Raw genomic sequence first — 25544 nt, forward strand, 5'->3', positions numbered from 1 at the left:
GGCGCGGCTCCCGGAATCAGGCCTCGAAGGGCCGGGCCGGCCAGGGCGAGTCCGCGGGCCGCAGCGCGTCCAGGCCGCCGGGGCCGGTGAGCGCCGCGTGCACGGCGAGGGTGCCGGTGATCAGGGTGGGGTTGTGCAGTTCGCCGGCGTGGATCAGGCGGACCAGCTCCGCGACGGGCACCCGGGCGGTCTCGATCTCGAGCTCCTCGCCGTGCGCCTCGTAGCGCTCGCCCTCGGCCTCGGCGAGGTCGGTGGCGAGGAAGAGCCGCAGCGCCTCGTCCGTGCCGCCGGGCGAGGTGTAGAAGTCGACCAGCACCCGCCAGGCCCCGGCCTTGCAGTGCGCCTCCTCGTACAGCTCGCGCTGGGCGGCGTGCAGCGGGTTCTCGCCGGGCACGTCGAGCAGGCCGGCCGGCAGCTCCCAGAGCCGCTGGCGGACGGGGTGGCGGTACTGGCGCAGGATGAGCACCCGCTGCTGGTCGTCCAGCGCGAGGACGGAGACCGAGCCGGGGTGGGTCTGGTAGTCGCGGCGGGCCCAGCTGCCGTCGGGCATCCGGACCTCCTCGGTGCGCACGCCGGTGACCTTGCCCTGGAACGGCGTGTCGCTCCCCCGGACCTCCCACTCCTCCGCCACGTCGAAGATGCCCTGGTCGTCCATCAGTCTCCCCTTTTCGTCAGTACGACACAATCTAACGCCGAACGGCGGCCCCGCGGGAATCGCGGGGCCGCCGTTCGGTGAACGGTGACGGCCTACTCCGAGGCGTCCGCCGTCTTGATCTCGATGGCCGCCTTCACCAGGCCCGCGAAGAGCGGGTGCGGCCGGGTCGGGCGGGACTTCAGCTCCGGGTGGGCCTGGGTGGCCACCAGGTAGGGGTGCACCTCGCGCGGGTACTCGACGTACTCGACCAGGTCACCCTTCGGGGAGAGGCCGGAGAACTGCAGACCGGTCTTCTCCAGGTCGGCGCGGTACGCGTTGTTGACCTCGTAGCGGTGGCGGTGGCGCTCCTCGACGTACTGCTCGCCGCCGTAGACCTCGCGGACGATCGAGCCCTCGGCGAGCTTGGCCGGGTAGAGGCCCAGGCGCATGGTGCCGCCCAGGTCGCCCTTGCCGTCGACGATCGCCAGCTGCTCGGCCATGGTGGAGACGACCGGGTACTTGGCGGCCGCGTCGAACTCGGTCGAGTTGGCCTCGGGCAGGCCGGCCAGGTTGCGGGCGGCCTCGATGACCACGCACTGCAGGCCCAGGCAGAGGCCGAGCAGCGGGATCCTGTTCTCGCGGGCGTAGGTGATCGCGGCGACCTTGCCGTCCACCCCGCGGTCGCCGAAGCCACCGGGGATGCAGATCGCGTCCACGTCGCCGAGGTGCTCCTGTGCGCCCTCGGGCGTGGTGCAGTCGTCCGAGGTGACCCACTTGATCTCGACCCGGGCGTTGTTGGCGAAACCGCCGGCGCGCAGCGCCTCGGTCACCGACAGGTAGGCGTCCGGAAGGTCGATGTACTTGCCCACCAGCGCGACCTTGACGATGTGCTGCGGCTCGTGGACGCGGCGCAGCAGGTCGTCCCAGGTGGTCCAGTCGACGTCGCGGAACGGCAGGTCCAGGCGGCGGACGACGTAGGCGTCCAGGCCCTCGCCGTGCAGCACCTTGGGGATGTCGTAGATCGACTTGGCGTCGATGGCCGCGACCACGGCCTCCTCGTCCACGTCGCACATCAGCGAGATCTTGCGCTTGATGGCCTGCGGGACCTCGCGGTCGGCGCGCAGCACGATGGCGTCCGGCTGGATGCCGATGTTGCGCAGCGCGGCCACCGAGTGCTGGGTGGGCTTGGTCTTCAGCTCGCCCGAGGGGCCGATGTAGGGCAGCAGCGAGACGTGCACGAAGAAGACGTTGTCCCGGCCGACCTCGTGGCGGACCTGGCGGACGGCCTCCAGGAAGGGCAGCGACTCGATGTCGCCGACGGTGCCGCCGACCTCGGTGATCACCACGTCGACGTCCTCGGTCGCCATCCGGCGGATCCGGGACTTGATCTCGTTGGTGATGTGCGGGATCACCTGGACGGTGTCGCCCAGGTACTCGCCGCGGCGCTCCTTGGCGATGACGGTCGAGTACACCTGGCCGGTGGTGACGTTCGCCGAGCCGTGCAGGTTGGTGTCGAGGAACCGCTCGTAGTGACCGATGTCGAGGTCGGTCTCGGCGCCGTCGTCGGTGACGAAGACCTCACCGTGCTGGAACGGGTTCATGGTGCCCGGGTCCACGTTGAGGTACGGGTCGAGCTTCTGCATCGTCACACGCAGGCCACGGGCCTTGAGCAGGGCGCCCAGGCTGGAGGCGGTGAGGCCCTTGCCGAGCGACGAGGCGACACCCCCGGTGACGAAGAGGTGCTTGGTCGTCACGGCGCGGCCGTTCGATGCCTTGCCGGAATGGGGCTGTGCCAAGAGGGGGCTCCCGTGGGTCGCGTGTCGAAGGTGACGTGGGCGGGAGGCTCGCGGCTCGCCTGAACCGACCGGAGCGGGGGTGCGGTGCACGTCGCTCGCGGGGTCGTCGGTTCGGCTGGTCCGGGGCGTTTGATCCCACCGGTCCACGGGATACCAGGGTAACAGTGACCCGGCCGGGACGCGTTCCGGGCACACCCGGTGTCCTCGGACGCACGCCCGGCGCACCACCGGGCGCACAACAGGCGCACCATACGGCGCATGGGTCACACCGGTTTCACGACCGGCCCGGGCGGGCCACCCGGCGGCACTCGTCCGGGCCATGACCAGCCCTCCCGACGGGCCACCCGGTGGTGATCCTTCCGGGCCATCCTGCCCGCCACCCCCGCGATGCACGGCATTTCCGCCGAATTGTGGCGCCACACGGGGCTGCGCCCGCGTGCTTCGCCCCTTTCGTCCGTCGTAAGCTGCACGGACGCATCGCCGACAGCACGAGCACGCGGAGGGCGTGGGAGGGTCAGGAAACCTCTCGGTCCCCGATGCGCGACCGGACCTCCCCGTATTCGAGCCCCTCCCCACCCACTCCGGGGGCTCGACCGAGCCTCGCGCGGACACTCCAGCAAGGCCCGCCGGCACCCATCGGCAGGCCGGACGTCCCGGGGGCGGCCCCGGCCCCGCAGACCCGCTGGCTCTCCCCGGATCGCCGATGCGTCGTGACCACATTGCGAACTGGAGATCCACGTGGCCGGCCGTATCGAGGACTACGCACTCATCGGGGACATGCAGACCGCCGCCCTGGTCAGCAGGGACGGGGCGGTCGACTGGCTGTGCCTGCCCCGCTTCGACTCGCCGGCGGTCTTCGCCGGCCTGCTCGGCACCGATGAACACGGCTTCTGGCGGATCGGCCCGGCCGAAGTGGTCGACACCGAGCTGCCCGCCCCGGCGGCCGCCCCGGCCCCGGCCGCACCGCGCGCGCGCTTCACCGACACCGGCGACCTCCGCGTCCCGCCGCCCACCGCGGCCGCGCCGGCCGTCCCCGCCGACCGGCGCCGCTACCGGGGCGACTCGCTGATCCTGGAGCAGGAGTGGGACTGCCGGGGCGGCAGCGTCCGGGTGATCGACTTCATGCCCCCGCGCCCGCTGGCCGGCCGGGACTCCGTCCCCCAGGTGATCCGGATCGTCGAGGGCCTGTCCGGCACGGTCCGGATGCGCTCGGCGGTGCGGATGCGGTTCAGCTACGGCCGGATCGTCCCCTGGGTGCACCGGGTCGAGCAGGCCGACGGCGGCCACCGCACCGTCGCCGTGGCCGGCCCCGACTCCGTCTGGCTGGACGGCGAGGCCGAGACGTACGGGCGCAACCTCACCACCTACGCCGACTTCACCGTCACGGCCGGCGAGCGGATCGCCTTCGCGCTCACCTGGCAGGCCTCCCACCTGGACCCGCCGACCGCCCCGGACGCCGAGGAGATGCTCGACGCCACGGCCGGCTTCTGGCACGACTGGGCCGGCCAGTGCACCTACCAGGGCCCCTACCGCGAGGCCGTGATCCGCTCCCTGATCACCCTCAAGGGCCTCACCTACGCCCCCACCGGCGGCATCGTCGCCGCCCCCACCACCTCGCTGCCCGAGGACATCGGCGGCGAACGCAACTGGGACTACCGCTACACCTGGCTGCGCGACGCCGCGATCACGCTCTCCTCGCTGCTGCGCACCGGCTACCGCGACGAGGCCAAGGCCTGGCGCGAGTGGCTGCTGCGCGCCGTCGCCGGGGACCCGGAGAACCTGCAGATCATGTACGGCATCGCCGGCGAGCGCGAGCTCACCGAGTCCTCGCTCGACTGGCTGCCCGGCTACGAGGGCTCCCAGCCCGTCCGGGTCGGCAACGGCGCGGCCGGCCAGCTCCAGCTGGACGTCTACGGCGAGGTGGTCGAGGCCCTGCACCTGGCCCACATGACCGGCCTGGTCCGCAACGACCACGCCCACCACCTCCAGCTGCGCCTGATCGAGTACCTGGAGGACCACTGGCAGGAGCCGGACGAGGGCATCTGGGAGGTCCGCGGCCCGCGTCGGCACTTCGTCCACTCCAAGGTGATGGCCTGGGTCGCCGTCGACCGCACCATCAAGCTGCTGGAGCAGACCCCCGAGGACGCGCCCTCCGACGGCCAGTTGGAGCGCTGGCGCGAGCTGCGCGAGACCATCCACCGGGACGTCTGTGAGAAGGGTTACGACCCGGAGCGCAACACCTTCACGCAGTACTACGGCGGCAAGGAGCTGGACGCCTCGCTGCTGCTGATCCCGCAGGTGGGCTTCCTCCCGCCGGACGACAAGCGGGTGATCGGCACCATCGAGGCCATCCAGCGGGAGCTCTCCACCGAGGACGGCTTCGTACTGCGGTACCCGACGCACGACGAGAGCGGCAACAACGTGGACGGCCTCTCCGGCCACGAGGGCGCCTTCCTGGCCTGCTCGTTCTGGCTGGCCGACGACCTCGCCATGATCGGCCGGGTGCAGGAGGCACGCGAGCTCTTCGACAAGCTGCTGGCCCTGCGCAACGACATCGGGCTGCTCGCCGAGGAGTGGGACCCGCGGGAGAAGCGCCAGGTCGGCAACTTCCCGCAGGCCTTCAGCCACGTCCCGCTGATCGACACCGCGCTGCGGCTCACGGCCTGCGGCGGCGCCTACCTCTCCGCCCAGCCGGACGGCCTGGCCGCCGACCGGGCCGAGCAGGCCACCGTCTGAGCGGGCGGGTCCTGTCCGGTCGATCCCGGCGGACGGGACCTAGCCGGTGCGCTGGACCAGCTCGTCGTAGGTGCTGAGCACCTGGGCGACGGTGGCGGCCTCGTCCGGCCAGGTCTCGGCCTGCTGCCGGCCGGCCGCCACCAGCCGTTCGCGGCGGGCCGGGTCGGCGAGCAGCTCGCGCACGGCGCGGCCGATCGCGGCCGCGTCGCCGGGCGGGACGAGCACGGCCGCGTCCCCGACCAGTTCGGGGACGCCGCCGACGGCGGTGGCGACCACCGGCACGCCGGCCCGCATCGCCTCCTGGACCACCAGTGAACGGGCCTCCCAGCGGCTGGAGACGACCACCACGTCGGCGGCGGCCAGCAGGTCCGGTACGTCGGTGCGGTAGCCGAGCAGGCGGACGGGGAGCTTCTCGGCGGCCACCCGCTCGCGCAGCGGGGCGGCCTCCGGGCCGTCCCCGGCGAGCAGCAGCAGCGGCTCCGGGTCCAGCGCGGCCAGCTCCCGGCAGGCGTCCAGCAGCAGCCCGAAGGCCTTCTGCGGGACGAGCCGGCCGACCGCCAGCAGCAGCGGGCGGTCCGGGCCGTCGCCGAGCAGCGCCGCCCGGGCCTCGGCCCGCTCCAGCCGGCCCTCCGGCATCGGCGGGGCGGCGACCGGCCCGAGGCGGGCGTCGGTGGCGCCCAGCTCACGGGCCCGGGCCACCAGGTCGGAGGAGGCGCCGAGCACCAGGTCGGCGGCGCGCGCCACCCGGCGCTCCATCAGCCGCTGGAGCCGCCGCTCCATGCCGGTGGCCAGCAGCGCGTGGTGCGAGGTGACCACCAGCGGGGTCTCCGGGCGCAGGCCCGGGAAGCGGCCGGCGGTGCGCAGCGCCAGGTCGGAGAGGAGCGCGGCGCGCAGGCCGTGGGCGTGCACCACGTCGGCGCCGGTGAAGGCCCGGCGCAGCTCGCCGATCGCGGTGGCGTCGCTGCGGGCTCCCGCGGTGGGGGTGATGTCGACCAGGTGGAATCTGGCGCCGGTGCGGGAGAAGCCGAAGAGCGCGTCCGTGCCTGCGGGCGCGCACACCGTCACGGCCACTCCGTGCGCGACCAGGCCCTGTGCCAGGGAGCGCACGTGCGCACCGATGCCGCCGGTACTGGCGGCCAGGACGAGCACCACGTGCAGCTGACCCGGTTCTGGGGCGGCCGCGGCGGCCCGGGCGGCGGAATGGTCCACGTCGTCTCGCATCCGACTCGATCAGGTTCGCGCGCCGCGGTGCGAGGATTTCCCGCCAGCGACGCTCGGGACTGGAAAGCCAGTGTCCAGCCGCCACCATGCCAGGTCGGCGGCCCTCTTGGACAGTCGGCGCCACCAGGGCGCGTCGCCGTCGGTCCGCAGGGGGCCGCCGGCGCCGGCTACCGGTGGCGCGGCGCCCTGGCGGCGGCCAGCAGCTCCTCCGCGTGGGCGCGGCCGAGCTCGGAATCCTCGAGTCCGGCCAGCATCCGGGAGAGTTCGCGCACCCGCTCCTCGTCGTTCAGCACCTTGACACCGCTGCGGGTCACGGTGCCGTCGTTGGTCTTCTCGACCACCAGGTGCCGGTCGGCGAAGGCGGCGACCTGCGGGAGGTGGGTGACCACCACGACCTGGGCGGATTCGGCCAGTTTGGCGAGGCGGCGGCCGATCTCGACCGCGGCCTTGCCGCCGACGCCGGCGTCCACCTCGTCGAACAGGTAGGTGGGGACGGGGTCGGCGCCGGCGAAGACCACCTCGACGGCGAGCATCACCCGGGACAGCTCACCGCCGGACGCGCCCTTGGCGATCGGCCGGGGCTGGGCGCCGGGGTGCGGGGCGAGCAGTACCTCGACCTCGTCCACGCCGTGCTGTCCGTAGGCGACGGTGCGGCCCTCGATCTCGATCCCGGACAGGTCGTCGACCTGGCTGATCGAGAAGGTGACCCGGGCGTGCGGCATGGCGAGTTCGGCCAGTTCGGCGGAGACGGCCTCGGCGAAGCGGCCGGCGGCGGCGTGCCGGGCGGCCGAGACCTCGGCCGCCAGCTCGGCCAGCTCGGCGCGCAGCGCGGTCTCCCGGGCGCCCAGCTCGTCGATCCGCTCGTCGTCGCCGTCGAGCTCGAGGAGCCGGGCGGAGCCGGTCTCGGCCCAGGCCAGCACCTCGGCCAGGGAGTTCTCCGGGCCGCCGTACTTGCGAAGCAACTGGGCCAGGACGGCCCGGCGGTCCTCGACGGCGGCCAGCCGGACGGGGTCGGCGTCCAGGTCGTCGGCGTAGCCGGCCAGGTCGCCGGCCACGTCGGCGAGCAGGTAGCCGACCTCGTTCAGCCGGTCGGCGAGGGTGGCGAGCCGCTCGTCGTGGTGGCGGACGGCGTCCAGGGCGCGGCGGGACTGGGCGAGCAGGGTGCCGGCGTCCAGCGCCTCCGGGTCGGCCGGGTCGCCGGCCAGGGCGGCGTGGGCCAGGGTGGCGGCGGAGGAGAGCGCGTCGGCGTGGCCGAGCCGCTCTGCCTCGGCGCTCAGTTCGGCGTCCTCGCCGGCCACCGGCTCGGCGGCGGCGACCTCGTCCAGGCCGAAGCGCAGCAGGTCCGCCTCCTGGGCGCGCTCGCGGGCCCGGGTGGTCAGCTCCTCCAGGGTCGCGGAGACCTCGCGCAGCCGGCGGTAGACCTCGCGGTACCGGGCCAGCGGCTCGGCCACCGCGTCGCCCGCGTAGCGGTCCAGGGCGCCGCGCTGGCGGGCCGGGCGGAGCAGCCGCTGCTGGTCGGTCTGGCCGTGGACGGCGATCAGGTCCTCGCCGAGTTCGGCCAGCAGCCCGACCGGCACGGCCCGGCCGCCGACGTACGCCCGGGAGCGGCCCTCGGCGGAGACGGTCCGGCTGATCAGCAGCGCGCCGTCGTCCAGTTCGGCGCCGGCCTCGGCCGCGCGGGCGGCCACCGGGGAGCCGACGGGCAGCTCGAGGCGGCCCTCGACGACCGCGCGCCCGGCGCCGTTGCGCACCAGGCCCGGGTCGGCGCGGCCGCCGAGCAGAAGCCCGAGGCTGGTCACCACCATCGTTTTGCCGGCGCCGGTCTCACCGGTCACGGCGGTGAAGCCGGGGGCCAGTTCGACCACCGCGTCGTCGATGACCCCAAGATCCCGTATCCGCATCTCGTCCAACACGGTGACGACCTTACGAGGTTCCACCCCCGCCGCGCGACGAGCGGCAACTCTGCGCCCGCAAGTTCATCCCTTCCGGGAAGTTTGCGCACTGGTGGGGACGGTGCACCACCGCAGGAAGAACTGTGCGAGCGGGCCGATGGCCAGCGCGTACGCGACGGTGCCGACGCCGGCGGTGCCGCCGAGCAGGACACCGCCGGCCAGCACGGCCAGTTCGATCCCGGTCCGGATCAGCCGCAGCGAGCGGCCGGTACGCCGGTGCAGGCCGGTCATCAGGCCGTCGCGCGGGCCGGGGCCGAAGCGGGCGCCGATGTAGAGGCCGGTGGCCAGGCCGTTCAGCAGGATCGCGGCGGTCATCAGGGCGATCCGGGCCGGCAGCGGGCCGGGTGTGCCGGCCACCCTCAGGGTGACGTCCATCGCCGCGCCGAGCACCAGCACGTTGGCGACGGTGCCGAGGCCGGGGCGCTGGCGCAGCGGGATCCAGAGCAGCAGGACGAGGGCGCCGCAGATGGTGACCCAGGTGCCCACCGAGAGGCCCGCGGTGCGCTGGAGGCCCTGGTGGAAGACGTCCCAGGGGTCGAGGCCGAGCCCGGAGCGCAGCATCAGCCCCATGCTCGTCCCGTACAGCCAGAGGCCGACGGCAAGCTGCGGGAGCCGGCGGCCCAGCGCATGGGTGTCACCGAGCAGGCGGACGGCGAGGGAGGTCCCGGCGGGGACGGGCGTGGGCGTGGTGGTGGCCATCTGGTCTCCTGCGGGTGGTGCTGCACCCCGGGGCCTCGCCGCCGGCGGTGGCGGACTCCATGGCCGCCCTGCCATGATGGGCAGGCCAATGAAGCCCGCTCCAGGGCCAATTCCAAGCAAGTGGACTGATCAGCATGGCCGACTGGCACACCACCGTCACCGCCGCCGCGCTCGCCCGGCTGCTCTCCACCGCCCGGCTGCCCGACCCGGCCTCCCGCCGGCCCGCCTACCGCACCCTGGCCGGGCAGATCCGGCTGCTGGTCTCCGAAGGCCGGCTGCCGGTTGGCGCCCGGCTGCCCGCCGAACGCGAACTGGCCCTCGCCCTGCGGCTCAGCCGCACCACCGTGGCCACCGCGTACGAGGCCCTGCGCACCGACGGCTACCTGCGCAGCCGGCGCGGATCCGGCAGCTGGACCGCCCTGCCCGAGGGTGCGCCGCCGCCCGGCGACGCACTGCAGCCGGTGCCGCCGGACGAGCAGGGCCACACCCTGGACCTCGGCGTCGCCGCGCTGCCCGCCCCGCAGCCCTTCCTCGGCGCGGCCTCCTCCCGGGCCGTCGAGCAGCTGCCCGCGTACGCCGCCGGACACGGCCACTTCCCCACCGGCGTCCCGGTGCTGCGCGAGGCGGTGGCCCGCCGCTTCACCGAGCGCGGACTGCCCACCACCCCCGACCAGATCCTGATCACCATCGGCGCGATGGGCGGCCTGCACCTCGTCCAGCGGGCGCTGATCGGCCGCGGCGACCGGGTCGCCGTCGAGGCGCCCAGCTACGCACACACGCTGCAAGCACTGCGGCGCGGTGACGCCCGCCTCGTCCCCGTCCCGTACGCCTGGCCCGGCGGTGCGGCCCGGCAGCCGGAGTGGGACCTCCCCGAGTGGCGGCGGGTGCTGCACGGCGCCGCGCCCAAGGTCGCCTACGTGATCCCGGACTTCCACAACCCGACCGGCGCCCTCGTCTCCGAGGAGCAGCGCCGCGAACTGCTGGCCGCCGCCCGCGCCGCCGGCACCGTGGTGCTGGTCGACGAGACCACCGCCGAACTCGGCTGGGGCGTCCCGGACGACGCCGCACTCCCCCGCCCGATGGCCGCGCTGGACCGGTCGGCCCAGGTGGTCACGGTCGGCTCGGCCGGCAAGCTGCTCTGGGGCGGTCTGCGGATCGGCTGGGTCCGGGCCGCCCCCGCCCTGGTCCGCCGGCTGGCCTCCGAGCGCGTCTACAGCGACGTCGGCGCCCCGGTGCTGGACCAGCTGATCGCCGCCGAGCTGCTGGGCGAGCCGCTGGCCGCCGTCCGCGCCCATCAGCTGGACCGGATGCGGGCCACCGCCGACGCCTTCGCCCGCGCACTGCCCGCCCACCTGCCCGAGTGGCGCTACGCCGCCCCGCCCGGCGGGCTCGTGCTCTGGGTCTCCACCGGCGGTGTCTCCGGCGCGGCGCTGGCCCTGGCGGGCGAGCACGGTGGCGTCCGGATCGCCGCGGGCAACCGCTTCGGCTCGGACGGCGCGTTCGAGCACCACATCCGGATCCCGCTCACCCTGCCGGCCCCGGCCGTGCCGGCCGCCGTCGAACGCCTCGCGGCGCTCGCCACCCGGGCGGCCGCCGGCGGCCGGTGGAGCGAGGCCGCCGACGACAGCCAGCCACTGGCAGTCTGACGAAGCGTCAGTTCACCGTGGCCTGCGGTGGATTCAGTGCGTCTCCGCCCGCCCGCGCCAACCCGTCACCGGAAGCGCGAACTTGGCCACCAGGCGGTCGGTGAACGGCGCCCGGTGCAGCCGCGCCAGGCGCACCGGCGTCTGGCCCCGGCGGACCTCCACCCGTGCCCCGGCGGGCAGTTCGACGGAACGGCGGCCGTCGCACCAGAGCACCCCGTGCGGCGTCTTCGGCTGCACCTCCACCGCCAGCACCGAGTCCGGCGACGTCACCAGCGGCCGGGCGAACAGCGCGTGCGCGCTGATCGGCACCATCAGCAGCGCCTCCACCTCCGGCCAGACCACCGGCCCGCCGCCGGAGAACGCGTACGCCGTCGAGCCGGTCGGCGTCGCACAGACCACCCCGTCACAGCCGAAGTTCGAGACCGGGCGGCCGTCCACCTCGGTCACCACCTCCAGCATCCGCTCCCGGGACGCCTTCTCGATCGACGCCTCGTTCAACGCCCAGTCGTGGTGCACCACATCGCCGTTGGTCCGGACGATCACGTCGAGGGTCATCCGCTCCTCGACCTCGTAGTCGGCGTCGACCACCCGCTCGACCACCACCGCGAGATCGTCCCGCTCGGCCTCGGCGAGGAAGCCCACCCGGCCGAGGTTGATGCCCAGCATCGGCAGCCCGTGCTCGCGCGCCAGCTCCGCACCGCGCAGCAGCGTCCCGTCCCCGCCCGCGACCAGGATCAGCTCACAACCGTCCGCCGCACCCGGCCCCCCGGCCACCCGCTCGACCCCGTCCGGCAGATCCAGGTCCACCGCCTCGGCCGCCAGCAGCCGGATTCTGATCCCCGCCTTCAGCAGGCCGTGCACCAGCCCCTCGACACTGCGCAGCGCCGCCTCCCGGCCGGTGTGCGCGATCAGGAAGACCGTACGTTCATCATTCATGCCCGCTGCCCTCTCCCTACGGCTGCCGGGTCGCCCTCGGCCCGGTTCGGCCGCGTCACCCAGCATGACGGACCGGACGTCCGCAGAGCACCCTATCGGGGGCCCTCCGCGACGGCCCGGTCCGCCTCCGCCGGGTCCAACTGCTCGGCGTCCCGGCGCAGCCAGAGGAAGTACTCGACGTTCCCGGACGGCCCCGGCAGCGGGCTCGCCGTGACGGCCCGCACACCCAGCCCGAGCTCCCAGGCCTGCCCGGCGACCTGGCGCACCATCTCGGCACGCAGCTGCGGGCTGCGCACCACCCCGCCGCTGCCGAGCCGCTCCTTGCCGATCTCGAACTGCGGCTTGACCATCAGTACCAGGTCGGCGTCCTCGGCGGCGCAGCCGGCCAGCGCGGGCAGGACCAGGCCGAGCGAGATGAACGAGAGGTCGCCGACCACGAGGTCGACCGGCGTGCCGCCGATCAGGTCCACGGTCAGCTCGCGCACGTTGGTGCGGTCCATCACCGTCACCCGGTCGTCGCTCTGCAGCGACCAGGCCAGCTGCCCGTAGCCGACGTCCACCGCCAGCACGTGCGCCGCCCCGGCGCGCAGCAGCACGTCGGTGAAGCCGCCCGTGGACGCGCCCGCGTCCAACGCCCGGCGGCCCTCGACCACCAGGCCCTGCGGCACGAAGGCGGCGAAGGCGCCGGCCAGCTTGTGGCCGCCGCGCGAGACGTAGTCCGGGTCGTTCTCGTCCTTGGCCACCACGACCGCCGCCGAGGTCTCCACCTGGGTGGCCGGCTTGGTCGCGGTGGTGCCGCCGACGGTCACCCGCCCGGCCGCGATCAGCTCGGACGCGTGCTCGCGCGACCGGGCCAGCTTGCGGCGGACCAGCTCCGCGTCGAGACGGCGTCGTGCCACTGCCACTGGTGTTTCAGCTCCTACAGGTGGTTCTGCGGGTCATCCCCGGCGGGTCATTCCCGGTCGAGCGCGGCCAGCGTGTCGGTCAGCCGCTGGTGAACATCTTCGTACACCGCGACGTGCGCGTCGGTCGGTACCCCGTCCAGCGCCTCCAGCCGGGCCAGCCCGGCGTCCACGGCCGGGTGGCCGGTCGGGGTGAGCTCGACGCCCAGCGGGAGGGGTTCACCCACGGCGCCGGGCGTGCCCGCGGCGGGGGCGCGAGCCGCGACGGCCGGGTCGAGGTCAGGCATCGGGCTGCTCGGGCTTCTTCGCGCCGCCGGTCTTCCTGACGGCCGCGGTCTTCTTCACCGCCGCCTTCTTGGTGACGGCCTTCCTGGCCGCCGCGTCCTTGGCGGCCCCGTTCTCCGTGGCCGCGGCCCTGGTGGCCGGCTTCCGGACCGTCGTCGTGTCGGCGGCCGCCTTCTTCGCGGTCGCCTTCGTCGTGGTCGTCCTGTTCGCGGTCGCCTTCTTCGCCGCGGGCTTCGGGGCGGGCTTCGAGGGCGTCTTGGACGCAGTCTTGGACACGGCCCTGGACGCGGGCTCGGAGGCGCCCGCACGCTTCGCCGGGGCCTTCCTCGCCGGCCTCTCCGCCGCCGGTTCCTGCACCGCCCGCCCCGCACGCGCCGGCGGCACCGGGGGATCGACCTCGACCGGCGCGTCGACCTCCACCCGCTCGGCCACTATCGGCTCACCGACCGCCCGGGCCACGGGCGCCGCCGGCTCGTCCTCACGCTCCCAGCCCTGCCCGAACAGCCCGTCGGCCCGCGGCGCCGGCCCGGGCTCCTCCGCCCCGGCCCCCGGCTTCGGCGTGGGCGCGACGCCCTCCTCCTCGACCTCGCGCAGCTTGCTCTCCAGGTAGGCGAGCACCACACCGACCTTGGTCACCTGGTCACCGACCCGCTCGAAGGCCTTCTCCACCTCGCCGCGCGCCACCCCGACGGCCAGGTCCACCCCGGCCCGCCCGGCGGTCAACGCCTCCTCGGCCAGCGTCTGCAGCGACTCGGCGGACGGCGGGAACTGCCCACCCAGCCGGCGCTCGAGCTCGGCGACGTCGAGCCCGCCCTTCTCCAGCAACCCGGCCGCCGTCCCGACGACCCGCTTGCCGACCTCCTCCACCAGCCCGGCGGCGACATCCACCGCTCCCCGCACCGTCTTCGGCAGCATCCGGGTGCCTCCTTAGCGCCTGCGCGCATTGCTTCGTCGCCGTCGGTGCCCGGACCGTTCCGGGCACCCCACAGACGACGCTACCGCCAAAACCCTCCTGCGGTACCGTGACCCCGCAGTCACCGCAGTCGCCGCCGTACAGGGAGTGGACCAGCCGCCATGGCCAACGCCGAGGAGTGCCGCGCGGCACTGGAGCAGCTCAGCCGGAACATGGCGAAGTCCACCGGAGACGTCCGCAAGGCCGCCGCCCTCGACCGCTCGCTCACCTGCCGGATCACCGACCTCGACCTGACCTTCACCGGCCGGCTGCGCGACGGCCGCATCGAGGACGTCACCGAGGCCCCCGGCGCCCCCACGGAGAAGGCCGAGATCCGGCTCACCATGAGCAGCGACGACCTGGTCGCCATGGTCGACGGCCGGCTCAACTTCGCGTCCGCCTGGGCCGGCGGCCGGGTCAAGCTGGAGGCGGGCTTCCGCGACCTGCTGCGGCTGCGCACCCTGCTCTGACCAGGCCCCGGGCCCCAGGCGCGGCCTCAGGGGCCCGGCATCTGCCGGACGGCCCTCAGAAGCCCAGCTCGGCCAGCGCCTTCCGGCCGTCCGCCGGCCCGCCGTCGGCGTCCAGCGCCGTCCAGGCCGCCGCGCACAGCGCCCGCAGCCCGTCCCAGCGGTCCTCACCGGTGGCCGCGAACCGCAGCTCGCCGTCCTGCACCGCCGCGACCCAGCCGCCGCAGCCGAAGCCGCCGCCCGACTGCCCGGCCACCTCCGGGTGCGGGGCCAGCAGCCCGCGCAGGTCCGCCGACAGGTAGGTCGGCCGGTGCTCCACCGGGGCCTCCAGCAGCTGCGCGGCCGTCGTCACCCCGGTGAAGACCAGCAGGCTGTCCACCCCGCCGTTGAACGCGCCCTCGATGTCGGTGTCCAGGCGGTCCCCGACCACCAACGGCCGCCGCGCCCCCGTCCGCAGCACCGTCTCCCGGTGCATCGGCGGCAGCGGCTTGCCCGCCACCTCCGGCTCCACGCCCGTGGCCGCCCGCACCGCGGCGACCAGCGTGCCGTTGCCCGGCGCGATGCCGCGTGCCTGCGGCACCGTCAGGTCCAGGTTGGACGCCACCCACGGCAGCCCGCTCTGGATCGCGAACGACGCCTCGGCCAAGTGCTGCCACCCCACCGAGGGGTCGAAGCCCTGGACCACCGCGAGCGGCTCCTCGGCCAGCGTGCGGACGGCCACCAGGCCACGCTCGGCCAGCGCCTCCTCCAGGCCCGGACCACCCACGACCAGCACCTTCGACCCGGCCGGGACCTTCTCGGAGACGACCCGGGCGGCCGCCTGCGCCGAGTTGATCACGTCCGCGGGCTCGGCGGGCACGCCCAGCCCGGTCAGGTGCGCGGCCACCACCCGGGGCGGGCGGGAGGCGTTGTTGGTCACGTACGCCAGCCGCATCCCGCCCGTCCGCGCGGAGGCCAGAGACGCCACCGCGTGCTCGATCGCGTGCGGCCCGGCGTACACCACACCGTCGAGGTCCAGCAGCGCCGTGTCGTACGCCTCGGTCAGCGGGAGCCCGCTCCCGCCGGGGGCGGTCCTTCGCGCGGTGGTGGCCGTCTCGGTCATGCCTGCTCTACCTCATTCACTGCGTCGATCGCCGTCATCCGTGTCATCCGTGCCATGCGTGCCGCGCCGCCCGCCCGTGGCGTCCGGGCCTTTCGGGTTGCCCGAGTCGTCCGGGCCGTCCGGGACGTCCGAGTCGTCCGGGCCGGGCACGGCCTGCGAGCCGTCACCGGCCCGCGGGGGCTCCAGGTACCCCGGTGCCCCGGGCAGCAGCGGTCCGAACGCGCCCGCGCGCGCCGCCAGGGTCGCCCGGGTCTGCCGCAGCGCGGCCCGGTAGTGGTCGGCCTCCGGTCGCATCGCCACGGCCAACGCCAGGTGCTCGGCGGACGTCTCGAAGTCGCCCAGCCGCGCGGCCGCGACGCCCCACCCGAACTGAGCGTAGTCGTCCGACGGATCGGCCAGGGCGACGGCCCGGAAGTTCTCCAGCGCCGCCGCGTACGAACCCGCGTCGAACTGCGCTCTCGCCAATGTCTCCCGGATGCTGCGCGAGTGCGGCTCCGCCGCGGCCGCCCGCGCCAGCAGCTGCTCGGCGGCGGCCGGGTGCCCCTGCGCCAGCAGTTTCCCGCCCCGGCGGAACCACTCGTACACGTCCCCCACGGGCTCCCCCGCCTGACCCTGCGCCGGGACCCCGCCCCCGTCGGAGCCCCCATCGCCTGCGAATCCGCCCGGGGAGCCGTCCGCGCCCCCGCTGCCGCCGTCCACCCGCTCCTGCCCGCCGCTGCGCTCGCTCACGCCGTACCTCGCCCTCGGTCACGACACCCGCCCCACCGACCAGCACGGGTGTTCCGATCTCTGAACAACGCGTACCCGGTTACGATGCCCAGAATGAGCACCCCCAGTGCAGAAAGCGGAGCGGAGTCTCCGCAGGGCGGCCCCGGCGATCCCGGTCACGTCGCCACCGCAGGTCTGTCCCTGTCCCCCTTCCGTGGCCTCCGATACGTCCCCGACCGGGTCGGCACCCTGGCCGCGGTGACCTCGCCCCCGTACGACGTCGTCGACCCCGGCCGCCGGCTCGACCTGGAGACGGCCGACCCGCACAACGTGGTCCGGCTGATCCTGCCGCGCCCCGAACCGGACGACGCCGGAGACCGCCCCGACCGCGACACCCGCTACCGGCACGCCGCCCGGCTGCTGCGCGACTGGCAGCGCGAAGGCGTCCTGGCCGCCGACCCGGAGCCCGCGCTGTACGTCTACGAGCAGCGCGTGCCCGCCGGCGGCGACTCCCCGGAGCTGCTCCAGCGCGGCCTGATCGGTGCCCTCGCCGTCAGCGGAAGCGAGGCCGGCGTCGTCCTCCCGCACGAGGACGTGATGCCCCGGCCGGTCGCCGACCGGGTCGGCCTGATGCGCACCACCCGCGCCAACCTCGAACCGCTGCTGCTCACCTACCGGGGCAACGGCGGCGCGGCCGGCGTGGTCGAACGCGCTGTCCAGGGCGAGCCGCTGCTCACCACGACCACCACCGACGGCACCCACCACCATCTCTGGGCCGTCACCGACCCCGCCGAGATCGCCGAGATCGGCCGCGACCTGGCCACCTGCCGGGCACTGATCGCCGACGGCCACCACCGCTGGGAGATGTACCTGCGGCTCCAGCGCGAGCACCGTCACCTACCGCGCAGCCCGTGGGACCGCGGCCTGGTGCTGCTGGTCGACACCGCCCGCTACCCGCTGAAGGTCCGGGCGATCCACCGGGTGCTGTACCGGTTGCCGGTCACCGAGGCGCTGGAGAAGCTCGACGACCGCTGGCAGGTCAAGGAGGTGCCCGGCCCGCTGGACACGGCGCTGCAGTCCCTCGCCGAGCAGAAGCGGCACGGCGGCAGCAGTTTCCTGCTGACCGGCGGCGAGGGCGTGTTCTGGCTGGTCGGCGAACCCGACGAAGAGCTGCTCGACGCCACCGTGCCGCAGGACCGGCCGGAGGAGTGGCGCCACCTGGACGCGACCGTCCTGCACGCCACCCTGCTCGACCACACCTGGCGCGTCCCCGACGGCCCGGACGACATCGGCTACCTGCACACCGCCGTGGCCGCCGAGCGTGAGGCCGCCCGCAGCGGCGGCACCGCGGTCCTGCTGCACCCGGTGCGCGAGAGCGTGGTCCGCCGGCTCGCCGAGCAGGGCGTCACCATGCCGCGCAAGTCCACGTCCTTCGGCCCGAAACCGGCCACCGGGCTGGTCCTGCGCAGCCTCGAACTGGGCTGACCCGAAAAGCCGGTTCGGACGCCGCTCCGAAAGCAGTGAGGCCCTGCCTCGCCCCGGGATCTCCCGGGGCGAGGCAGGGCCTCACTCAGTCAGTACCGCTTGACCTCAGGCTTCAGGGCTCAGGCCTCAGGGCCTCAGGCCTTGGCGTCGGTGGACCGCTCCGGCGCCACGCCGTCGAAGTCCTCGTCGATCTCCAGGTCGTCCTCGTCGTAGAACTCCTCGACGTCTTCCTCGTCCTCGAAGATCTCCCGCTCGTCCGCCACACCGCCGCCACGCGGCTTCGCCGGGGCCTCGGCCTGCTCCGTGTCCTCGTCCAGCTCCGGGTCGAGCGCGTCCACGAACTCCAGACCGTCGATCTCGGCCAGTCGCTCCGAGGCGTTGGTCGCACCCTCGCTGTCGGCCTCGGCCGCCTTGGCGAACCACTCACGGGCTTCGTCGGCACGGCCGGCCGCGATCAGCGCCTCGGCGTAGGCGTACCGCAGGCGCGCGGTCCACGGCTGCACCGAGCTGGAGGCCAGCTCGGGGCTCTGCAGGGTGACGACGGCCGCGTCGAACTGCTCCATGTCACTGCGGGCACCGGCCGCGACCAGGCGCATCTCGACCTGGCCGGCCTTGTCCAGCTGCTTCACCTCGGGCTCGCCGGCCATCGCCAGCGCCCGCTCCGGACGGCCCAGACCGCGCTCGCAGTCGGCCATCACCGGCCACAGGTCCGCCCGGCCGGTCATCCGGCGGGCGGCGCGGAACTCGGTCAGCGCCTCGGAGTAGCGCTGCGTCATGTAGGACGCGAAGCCGGCCGCCTCACGGACGGCGGCCACGCGGGAGGCCAGCCGCAGCGCGACGCGCGAGAACTGGTAGGCCTCCTCCGGCTCGCTGTCCAGCAGACGGGCGACCATCACCAGGTTGCGGGCGACGTCGTCGGCGAGCGTCTTGGGCAGGCTCTTGAGCTCCTGGCGGACGTCCGCGTCCAGCTCGAAGCCGGTGACGTCCTCCGGGATCGGCAGACGCTTGACGGGCTCGTAGTTGCCCCGGCGGTCGTCGTAGTCCCGGCCACCGCGGTCGTCACGGTCGCGGTTGTAGCCGCCCGACGGGCGGTCGTCACGACGCGGACGGTCGTCGCGGCGGAAGCCACCGCGGTCGTCACGGTCGCGGTTGAAACCACCGCCGGACGGACGGTCGTCGCGGCGGAAGCCGCCACGGTCGTCACGGTCGCGGTTGAAACCACCGCCAGAGGGACGGTCGTCACGACGGAAGCCACCGCCGGACGGACGGTCGTCACGACGCGGACGGTCGTCACGGTCACGGTTGAAGCCACCGGGACGGTCGTCACGGCGGAAACCGCCGCCACCGGACGGACGGTCGTCACGGCGGAAGCCGCCACCGGACGGACGGTCGTCACGACGCGGACGGTCATCGCGGTCACGGTTGAAACCGCCACCGGAGGGGCGGTCGTCGCGGCGGAAGCCGCCACGGTCGTCACGGTCGCGGTTGAAACCACCGCCGGACGGACGGTCGTCCCGACGGAAGCCACCGCCGGACGGACGGTCGTCACGACGCGGACGGTCGTCACGGTCACGGTTGAAACCGCCACCGGAGGGGCGGTCGTCACGACGGAAGCCGCCACGGTCGTCACGGTCGCGGTTGAAACCACCGCCGGACGGACGGTCGTCCCGACGGAAGCCGCCACCGGAGGGGCGGTCGTCACGACGCGGACGGTCATCGCGGTCACGGTTGAAACCGCCACCGGAGGGGCGGTCGTCACGACGGAAGCCGCCACGGTCGTCACGGTCGCGGTTGAAACCACCGCCGGACGGACGGTCGTCCCGACGGAAGCCGCCACCGGACGGACGGTCGTCACGACGCGGACGGTCGTCACGGTCACGGTTGAAGCCACCGGGACGGTCGTCCCGACGGAAACCGCCGCCACCCGACGGACGGTCGTCACGACGGAAGCCGCCACGGTCGTCACGGTCGCGGTTGAAACCACCGCCAGAGGGACGGTCGTCACGACGGAAGCCACCGCCGGACGGACGGTCGTCACGACGCGGACGGTCGTCACGGTCACGGTTGAAGCCACCGGGACGGTCGTCCCGACGGAAACCGCCGCCACCCGACGGACGGTCGTCACGACGGAAGCCGCCACCGGACGGACGGTCGTCACGACGCGGACGGTCATCGCGGTCACGGTTGAAACCGCCACCGGACGGACGGTCATCGCGGCGGAAGCCACCGCCGGAAGGGCGGTCGTCGCGACGGAAGCCGCCGCGGTCGTCACGGTCGCGGTTGTAACCGCCACCGGAAGGGCGGTCGTCACGGCGCGGACGGTCGTCACGGTCGTCGCGGCGCGGACCACGGTCGTTGGACCAGCCCCCGCGAGACCGGGGCTCGTAGCCGCGGCCGTCGTCCGATCGACGCTCGGGACGGTCCTGGGGCTGGTTCGACATTGTGGCGACTCCTTCTGCTGCTCAGCTCCACCGCGGCCTGGGCGACACACCACTGCCCTCACGCGGTTCGATGCCGGCCTCCTGGCCGCGCACCTACTCCATTGTCCGACATCCCGGGACGCCCCGCGCCTGGGCGGAAGTCCCGATCTGTCGGGGTTGTACACGTTCGCAAAACACAAAAGGCCGCGGCCCCAGCGAATCGCTGGGGCCGCGGCCTTGAATGATTGTTCGGCGGCGTCCTACTCTCCCACAGGGTCCCCCCTGCAGTACCATCGGCGCTGTGAGGCTTAGCTTCCGGGTTCGGAATGTAACCGGGCGTTTCCCTCACGCTATGACCACCGAAACCCTATCGGGTATTCAGCGAAACACACTTTTCAGTTGATAAGTGTTTCTTGTGTTCGCCGGCGATAGCTGTTCGCTACCCGGGAACCACACAGTGAACGCGAGCGTCTGAGGACAAGCCCTCGGCCTATTAGTACCGGTCAACTCCACCCCTCACAGGGCTTCCATATCCGGCCTATCAACCCAGTCGTCTACTGGGAGCCTTACCCTCTCAAGGAGGTGGGAGTGCTCATCTCGAAGCAGGCTTCCCGCTTAGATGCTTTCAGCGGTTATCCCTCCCGAACGTAGCCAACCAGCCATGCCCTTGGCAGGACAACTGGCACACCAGAGGTTCGTCCGTCCCGGTCCTCTCGTACTAGGGACAGCCCTTCTCAACACTCCTACGCGCACAGCGGATAGGGACCGAACTGTCTCACGACGTTCTAAACCCAGCTCGCGTACCGCTTTAATGGGCGAACAGCCCAACCCTTGGGACCTACTCCAGCCCCAGGATGCGACGAGCCGACATCGAGGTGCCAAACCATCCCGTCGATATGGACTCTTGGGGAAGATCAGCCTGTTATCCCCGGGGTACCTTTTATCCGTTGAGCGACGGCGCTTCCACAAGCCACCGCCGGATCACTAGTCCCTACTTTCGTACCTGCTCGACCCGTCAGTCTCACAGTCAAGCTCCCTTGTGCACTTACACTCAACACCTGATTGCCAACCAGGCTGAGGGAACCTTTGGGCGCCTCCGTTACCCTTTAGGAGGCAACCGCCCCAGTTAAACTACCCACCAGACACTGTCCCTGATCCGGATCACGGACCCAGGTTAGACATCCAGCACGACCAGAGTGGTATTTCAACGACGACTCCACAACAACTGGCGTTGCTGCTTCAAAGTCTCCCACCTATCCTACACAAGCCGAACCGAACACCAATATCAAGCTATAGTAAAGGTCCCGGGGTCTTTCCGTCCTGCTGCGCGAAACGAGCATCTTTACTCGTAATGCAATTTCACCGGGCCTATGGTTGAGACAGTCGAGAAGTCGTTACGCCATTCGTGCAGGTCGGAACTTACCCGACAAGGAATTTCGCTACCTTAGGATGGTTATAGTTACCACCGCCGTTTACTGGCGCTTAAGTTCTCAGCTTCGCCTGGACGAATCCAAGCTAACCGGTCCCCTTAACGTTCCAGCACCGGGCAGGCGTCAGTCCGTATACATCGCCTTACGGCTTCGCACGGACCTGTGTTTTTAGTAAACAGTCGCTTCTCGCTGGTCTCTGCGGCCACCCCCAGCTCTGGCAGCAAGTGCCGTCACCAGGAATGGCCCCCCTTCTCCCGAAGTTACGGGGGCATTTTGCCGAGTTCCTTAACCATAGTTCACCCGAACGCCTCGGTATTCTCTACCTGACCACCTGAGTCGGTTTGGGGTACGGGCCGCCATGAAACTCGCTAGAGGCTTTTCTCGACAGCATAGGATCATCCACTTCACCACAATCGGCTCGGCATCAGGTCTCAGACTATGTGAACGGCGGATTTGCCTACCGTTCGTCCTACACCCTTACCCCGGGACAACCACCGCCCGGGCTGGACTACCTTCCTGCGTCACCCCATCGCTCACCTACTACCCCATTGGGTCACCGGCTCCACCACGTCCCATTGTCCGAAGACTCCGGGCCGGCTTCACGGGCTTAGCATCAAGAGGTTCAGCGTTGGCGCTTCAAAGCGGGTACGGGAATATCAACCCGTTGTCCATCGACTACGCCTGTCGGCCTCGCCTTAGGTCCCGACTTACCCTGGGCAGATCAGCTTGACCCAGGAACCCTTGGTCAATCGGCGCAAGAGTTTCTCACTCTTGTATCGCTACTCATGCCTGCATTCTCACTCGTGTACCGTCCACGACTGGTTTCCACCGCCGCTTCACCCGGCACACGACGCTCCCCTACCCATCACAGCAGGCGTTGGCCCTTCATGCTGCAATGACACGACTTCGGTGATGTGCTTGAGCCCCGCTACATTGTCGGCGCGGAATCACTTGACCAGTGAGCTATTACGCACTCTTTCAAGGGTGGCTGCTTCTAAGCCAACCTCCTGGTTGTCTCTGCGACTCCACATCCTTTCCCACTTAGCACACGCTTAGGGACCTTAGTCGGTGTTCTGGGCTGTTTCCCTCTCGACCATGGAGCTTATCCCCCACAGTCTCACTGCCACGCTCTCACTTACCGGCATTCGGAGTTTGGCTAAGGTCAGTAACCCGGTGAGGCCCATCGCCTATCCAGTGCTCTACCTCCGGCAAGAAACACGTGACGCTGCACCTAAATGCATTTCGGGGAGAACCAGCTATCACGGAGTTTGATTGGCCTTTCACCCCTAACCACAGGTCATCCCCCAGGTTTTCAACCCTGGTGGGTTCGGTCCTCCACGAAGTCTTACCTCCGCTTCAACCTGCCCATGGCTAGATCACTCCGCTTCGGGTCTTGGGCGTGCAACTCAAACGCCCTATTCGGACTCGCTTTCGCTACGGCTACCCCACACGGGTTAACCTCGCTACACACCGCAAACTCGCAGGCTCATTCTTCAAAAGGCACGCAGTCACGAGACACACAGCAAGCTGCATGTCCGACGCTCCCACGGCTTGTAGGCACACGGTTTCAGGTACTATTTCACTCCGCTCCCGCGGTACTTTTCACCATTCCCTCACGGTACTATCCGCTATCGGTCACCAGGGAATATTTAGGCTTAGCGGGTGGTCCCGCCAGATTCACACGGGATTTCTCGGGCCCCGTGCTACTTGGGAGTTTCTCAAACGAGCCGCACAGATTTCGTCTACGGGGGTCTTACCCTCTACGCCGGACCTTTCGCATGTCCTTCGACTATCCATACGGTTTCTGACTCGCCGACCGGCCGGCAGACCGGTCAAGAAAAATCCCACGACCCCCAAGTGGCAACCCCTGCCGGGTCTCACACCACCTGGGTTTAGCCTCATCCGGTTTCGCTCGCCACTACTCCCGGAATCACGGTTGTTTTCTCTTCCTGCGGGTACTGAGATGTTTCACTTCCCCGCGTTCCCTCCACATACCCTATGTGTTCAGGTATGGGTGACAGCCCATGACGACTGCCGGGTTTCCCCATTCGGAAACCCCCGGATCAAAGCCTGGTTGACGGCTCCCCGGGGACTATCGTGGCCTCCCACGTCCTTCATCGGTTCCTGGTGCCAAGGCATCCACCGTGCGCCCTTAAAAACTTGGCCACAGATGCTCGCGTCCACTGTGCAGTTCTCAAACAACGACCAGTCACCCACCCCCAAGACCCGAACGGATCTCTTCAGTGGGACCGGCATCTCTGAAGCAACAGCCATACGGCCGTTCCCTCAGGACCCAACAACGTGCCCGACACATCACGCAGTGCTCTGTGTTCCACGCCGAAGCAGTACTAACAGGCCCTACCTGATGTGCCGAATAGTCAACGTTCCACCCATGAGCAACCGTGCAGAACATTCGCCTGCAAGCGGCATATTGCTCCTTAGAAAGGAGGTGATCCAGCCGCACCTTCCGGTACGGCTACCTTGTTACGACTTCGTCCCAATCGCTGGTCCCACCTTCGACGGCTCCTCCCCTTACGGGTTAGGCCACCGGCTTCGGGTGTTACCGACTTTCGTGACGTGACGGGCGGTGTGTACAAGGCCCGGGAACGTATTCACCGCAGCATGCTGATCTGCGATTACTAGCAACTCCAACTTCATGGGGTCGAGTTGCAGACCCCAATCCGAACTGAGGCCGGCTTTTTGGGATTCGCTCCGCCTCGCGGCATCGCAGCCCTTTGTACCGACCATTGTAGCACGTGTGCAGCCCAAGACATAAGGGGCATGATGATTTGACGTCGTCCCCACCTTCCTCCGAGTTGACCCCGGCAGTCTCCTGTGAGTCCCCATCACCCCGAAAGGCATGCTGGCAACACAGAACAAGGGTTGCGCTCGTTGCGGGACTTAACCCAACATCTCACGACACGAGCTGACGACAACCATGCACCACCTGTATACCGACCACAAGGGGGCGACTATCTCTAGCCGTTTCCGGTATATGTCAAGCCTTGGTAAGGTTCTTCGCGTTGCGTCGAATTAAGCCACATGCTCCGCTGCTTGTGCGGGCCCCCGTCAATTCCTTTGAGTTTTAGCCTTGCGGCCGTACTCCCCAGGCGGGGAACTTAATGCGTTAGCTGCGGCACCGACGACGTGGAATGTCGCCAACACCTAGTTCCCAACGTTTACGGCGTGGACTACCAGGGTATCTAATCCTGTTCGCTCCCCACGCTTTCGCTCCTCAGCGTCAGTAATGGCCCAGAGATCCGCCTTCGCCACCGGTGTTCCTCCTGATATCTGCGCATTTCACCGCTACACCAGGAATTCCGATCTCCCCTACCACACTCTAGCCTGCCCGTATCGAATGCAGACCCGGGGTTAAGCCCCGGGCTTTCACATCCGACGCGACAGGCCGCCTACGAGCTCTTTACGCCCAATAATTCCGGACAACGCTCGCACCCTACGTATTACCGCGGCTGCTGGCACGTAGTTAGCCGGTGCTTCTTCTGCAGGTACCGTCACTTGCGCTTCTTCCCTGCTGAAAGAGGTTTACAACCCGAAGGCCGTCATCCCTCACGCGGCGTCGCTGCATCAGGCTTTCGCCCATTGTGCAATATTCCCCACTGCTGCCTCCCGTAGGAGTCTGGGCCGTGTCTCAGTCCCAGTGTGGCCGGTCGCCCTCTCAGGCCGGCTACCCGTCGTCGCCTTGGTAGGCCATTACCCCACCAACAAGCTGATAGGCCGCGGGCTCATCCTGCACCGCCGGAGCTTTACACCCAGGACCATGCGGTCCCAGGTCATATCCGGTATTAGACCCCGTTTCCAGGGCTTGTCCCAGAGTGCAGGGCAGATTGCCCACGTGTTACTCACCCGTTCGCCACTGATCCACCCCGAAGGGCTTCACCGTTCGACTTGCATGTGTTAAGCACGCCGCCAGCGTTCGTCCTGAGCCAGGATCAAACTCTCCGTGAATGTCTGCCCGTAATCGGGCCGCACTCGCGTCGAGCGGCACGGCAACCACCGGAATAGGGCGGCCCCGCGCACTGCGTCCTCGCTAGTGTTTACTTCATAAAGGAATCTCCAACCCCGATCAGAAGACCGAGGCCGGGGATGTCAACATATCTGGCGTTGACTTTTGGCACGCTGTTGAGTTCTCAAGGAACGGACACTTCCTTCGGA

General features: G+C 70.7%; 16 protein-coding genes, 3 rRNA genes and 1 pseudogene. 4 read left to right on the plus strand and 16 right to left on the minus strand.

What is annotated here, in order from left to right; genetic code table 11:
* Positions 1-16: 16 nt before the first annotated feature.
* Together OG286_RS11525 and OG286_RS11530 are read right to left on the minus strand one after the other, a co-directional pair.
* A complete protein-coding gene (locus OG286_RS11525) occupies positions 17-655 on the minus strand; it encodes an NUDIX domain-containing protein (protein ID WP_396325825.1) in 639 nt (212 codons plus the stop codon).
* A 92-nt stretch (positions 656-747) separates the two neighbouring features.
* Positions 748-2430: a CTP synthase gene (locus OG286_RS11530; RefSeq protein ID WP_405361749.1), complete on the minus strand. Its 1683-nt coding sequence runs from the start codon at positions 2428-2430 to the stop codon at positions 748-750.
* A gap of 738 nt (positions 2431-3168) precedes the next feature.
* Between OG286_RS11530 and OG286_RS11535 the strand changes: the two genes are divergently transcribed.
* On the plus strand, positions 3169-5166 hold the full coding sequence (locus tag OG286_RS11535; protein WP_396325823.1) for a glycoside hydrolase family 15 protein: 1998 nt from the start codon (positions 3169-3171) through the stop codon (positions 5164-5166).
* Positions 5167-5205: 39 nt separating this feature from the next.
* Here OG286_RS11535 and OG286_RS11540 read toward each other — a convergent pair whose 3' ends face one another.
* The 3 genes from OG286_RS11540 to OG286_RS11550 all read right to left on the minus strand — a co-directional run bounded on the left by OG286_RS11540 (position 5206) and on the right by OG286_RS11550 (position 9038).
* Entirely contained in the window at positions 5206-6387 is a 1182-nt protein-coding gene (locus tag OG286_RS11540) for a glycosyltransferase family 4 protein (protein WP_396325822.1), read from the minus strand.
* Between the two features lie 167 nt (positions 6388-6554).
* Entirely contained in the window at positions 6555-8288 is a 1734-nt protein-coding gene (gene recN / locus OG286_RS11545) for a DNA repair protein RecN (RefSeq protein WP_396325840.1), read from the minus strand.
* Positions 8289-8363: 75 nt separating this feature from the next.
* On the minus strand, positions 8364-9038 hold the full coding sequence (locus tag OG286_RS11550; protein ID WP_405361746.1) for a YitT family protein: 675 nt from the start codon (positions 9036-9038) through the stop codon (positions 8364-8366).
* A 134-nt stretch (positions 9039-9172) separates the two neighbouring features.
* Here OG286_RS11550 and OG286_RS11555 point away from each other — a divergent pair, with 134 nt between their 5' ends.
* Positions 9173-10684 (plus strand): PLP-dependent aminotransferase family protein, encoded by a 1512-nt coding sequence (locus OG286_RS11555; RefSeq protein WP_405365184.1) that lies wholly within the window; start codon positions 9173-9175, stop codon positions 10682-10684.
* A 33-nt stretch (positions 10685-10717) separates the two neighbouring features.
* Here OG286_RS11555 and OG286_RS11560 read toward each other — a convergent pair whose 3' ends face one another.
* The 4 genes from OG286_RS11560 to OG286_RS11575 all read right to left on the minus strand — a co-directional run bounded on the left by OG286_RS11560 (position 10718) and on the right by OG286_RS11575 (position 13722).
* Positions 10718-11620, minus strand: coding sequence for an NAD kinase (locus OG286_RS11560; protein ID WP_396325819.1), 903 nt, complete (start codon positions 11618-11620; stop codon positions 10718-10720).
* Positions 11621-11712: 92 nt separating this feature from the next.
* Positions 11713-12519, minus strand: coding sequence for a TlyA family RNA methyltransferase (locus OG286_RS11565; RefSeq protein ID WP_396325839.1), 807 nt, complete (start codon positions 12517-12519; stop codon positions 11713-11715).
* 53 nt (positions 12520-12572) lie between these two features.
* A complete protein-coding gene (locus tag OG286_RS11570) occupies positions 12573-12809 on the minus strand; it encodes a hypothetical protein (RefSeq protein ID WP_396325818.1) in 237 nt (78 codons plus the stop codon).
* Entirely contained in the window at positions 12802-13722 is a 921-nt protein-coding gene (locus tag OG286_RS11575; RefSeq protein ID WP_405361742.1) for a hypothetical protein, read from the minus strand. The genes OG286_RS11570 and OG286_RS11575 overlap by 8 nt, the downstream gene beginning before the upstream one ends.
* 159 nt (positions 13723-13881) lie before the next feature.
* Between OG286_RS11575 and OG286_RS11580 the strand changes: the two genes are divergently transcribed.
* The gene (locus tag OG286_RS11580; RefSeq protein ID WP_405361740.1) at positions 13882-14229 is read left to right on the plus strand and encodes an SCP2 sterol-binding domain-containing protein; all 348 of its coding nucleotides are present in this window, start codon (positions 13882-13884) and stop codon (positions 14227-14229) included.
* Positions 14230-14284: 55 nt separating this feature from the next.
* Here the strand turns inward: OG286_RS11580 and OG286_RS11585 are convergent, their stop codons facing one another.
* Complete coding sequence (locus OG286_RS11585; RefSeq protein ID WP_405361738.1) at positions 14285-15328, minus strand: HAD-IIA family hydrolase; 1044 nt, start codon at positions 15326-15328, stop codon at positions 14285-14287.
* A 12-nt stretch (positions 15329-15340) separates the two neighbouring features.
* Positions 15341-16057: a tetratricopeptide repeat protein gene (locus OG286_RS11590; protein ID WP_396325814.1), complete on the minus strand. Its 717-nt coding sequence runs from the start codon at positions 16055-16057 to the stop codon at positions 15341-15343.
* A gap of 93 nt (positions 16058-16150) precedes the next feature.
* Between OG286_RS11590 and OG286_RS11595 the strand changes: the two genes are divergently transcribed.
* A complete protein-coding gene (locus OG286_RS11595) occupies positions 16151-17521 on the plus strand; it encodes a DUF1015 family protein (protein WP_396325813.1) in 1371 nt (456 codons plus the stop codon).
* A gap of 134 nt (positions 17522-17655) precedes the next feature.
* Here the strand turns inward: OG286_RS11595 and OG286_RS11600 are convergent, their stop codons facing one another.
* The 5 genes and pseudogenes from OG286_RS11600 to OG286_RS11620 all read right to left on the minus strand — a co-directional run bounded on the left by OG286_RS11600 (position 17656) and on the right by OG286_RS11620 (position 25337).
* Positions 17656-18414 carry a hypothetical protein gene (locus OG286_RS11600; protein WP_405361736.1) on the minus strand — a complete coding sequence of 253 codons (759 nt, stop codon included), beginning with the start codon at positions 18412-18414 and terminating at the stop codon, positions 17656-17658.
* 207 nt (positions 18415-18621) lie between these two features.
* Positions 18622-19794 (minus strand): annotated as a pseudogene (locus OG286_RS11605) (hypothetical protein); the annotation flags it as partial.
* 394 nt (positions 19795-20188) lie between these two features.
* Positions 20189-20305: ribosomal RNA gene (gene rrf / locus OG286_RS11610) — 5S ribosomal RNA — on the minus strand.
* A 109-nt stretch (positions 20306-20414) separates the two neighbouring features.
* Positions 20415-23537, minus strand: a 23S ribosomal RNA gene (locus OG286_RS11615).
* 276 nt (positions 23538-23813) lie between these two features.
* A 16S ribosomal RNA gene (locus OG286_RS11620) occupies positions 23814-25337 on the minus strand.
* Together the 16S, 23S and 5S rRNA genes form the textbook arrangement of a ribosomal RNA operon.
* Positions 25338-25544: the final 207 nt, after the last annotated feature.

Source organism: Kitasatospora sp. NBC_00039 (assembly GCF_045160625.1).
Classification (GTDB): Bacteria; Actinomycetota; Actinomycetes; order Streptomycetales; family Streptomycetaceae; genus Kitasatospora.

What these genes read in the sequence shown, in the direction of transcription:
- OG286_RS11525 (WP_396325825.1), bottom strand. Translation starts at nt 655, where the DNA reads ATGGACGACCAGGGCATCTTCGACGTGGCGGAGGAGTGGGAGGTCCGG.
- OG286_RS11540 (WP_396325822.1), bottom strand. Translation starts at nt 6,387, where the DNA reads ATGCGAGACGACGTGGACCATTCCGCCGCCCGGGCCGCCGCGGCCGCC.
- recN (WP_396325840.1), bottom strand. Translation starts at nt 8,288, where the DNA reads ATGCGGATACGGGATCTTGGGGTCATCGACGACGCGGTGGTCGAACTG.
- OG286_RS11550 (WP_405361746.1), bottom strand. Translation starts at nt 9,038, where the DNA reads ATGGCCACCACCACGCCCACGCCCGTCCCCGCCGGGACCTCCCTCGCC.
- OG286_RS11555 (WP_405365184.1), top strand. Translation starts at nt 9,173, where the DNA reads ATGGCCGACTGGCACACCACCGTCACCGCCGCCGCGCTCGCCCGGCTG.
- OG286_RS11560 (WP_396325819.1), bottom strand. Translation starts at nt 11,620, where the DNA reads ATGAATGATGAACGTACGGTCTTCCTGATCGCGCACACCGGCCGGGAG.
- OG286_RS11570 (WP_396325818.1), bottom strand. Translation starts at nt 12,809, where the DNA reads ATGCCTGACCTCGACCCGGCCGTCGCGGCTCGCGCCCCCGCCGCGGGC.
- OG286_RS11575 (WP_405361742.1), bottom strand. Translation starts at nt 13,722, where the DNA reads ATGCTGCCGAAGACGGTGCGGGGAGCGGTGGATGTCGCCGCCGGGCTG.
- OG286_RS11580 (WP_405361740.1), top strand. Translation starts at nt 13,882, where the DNA reads ATGGCCAACGCCGAGGAGTGCCGCGCGGCACTGGAGCAGCTCAGCCGG.
- OG286_RS11585 (WP_405361738.1), bottom strand. Translation starts at nt 15,328, where the DNA reads ATGACCGAGACGGCCACCACCGCGCGAAGGACCGCCCCCGGCGGGAGC.
- OG286_RS11595 (WP_396325813.1), top strand. Translation starts at nt 16,151, where the DNA reads ATGAGCACCCCCAGTGCAGAAAGCGGAGCGGAGTCTCCGCAGGGCGGC.
- OG286_RS11600 (WP_405361736.1), bottom strand. Translation starts at nt 18,414, where the DNA reads ATGGTCGCCCGTCTGCTGGACAGCGAGCCGGAGGAGGCCTACCAGTTC.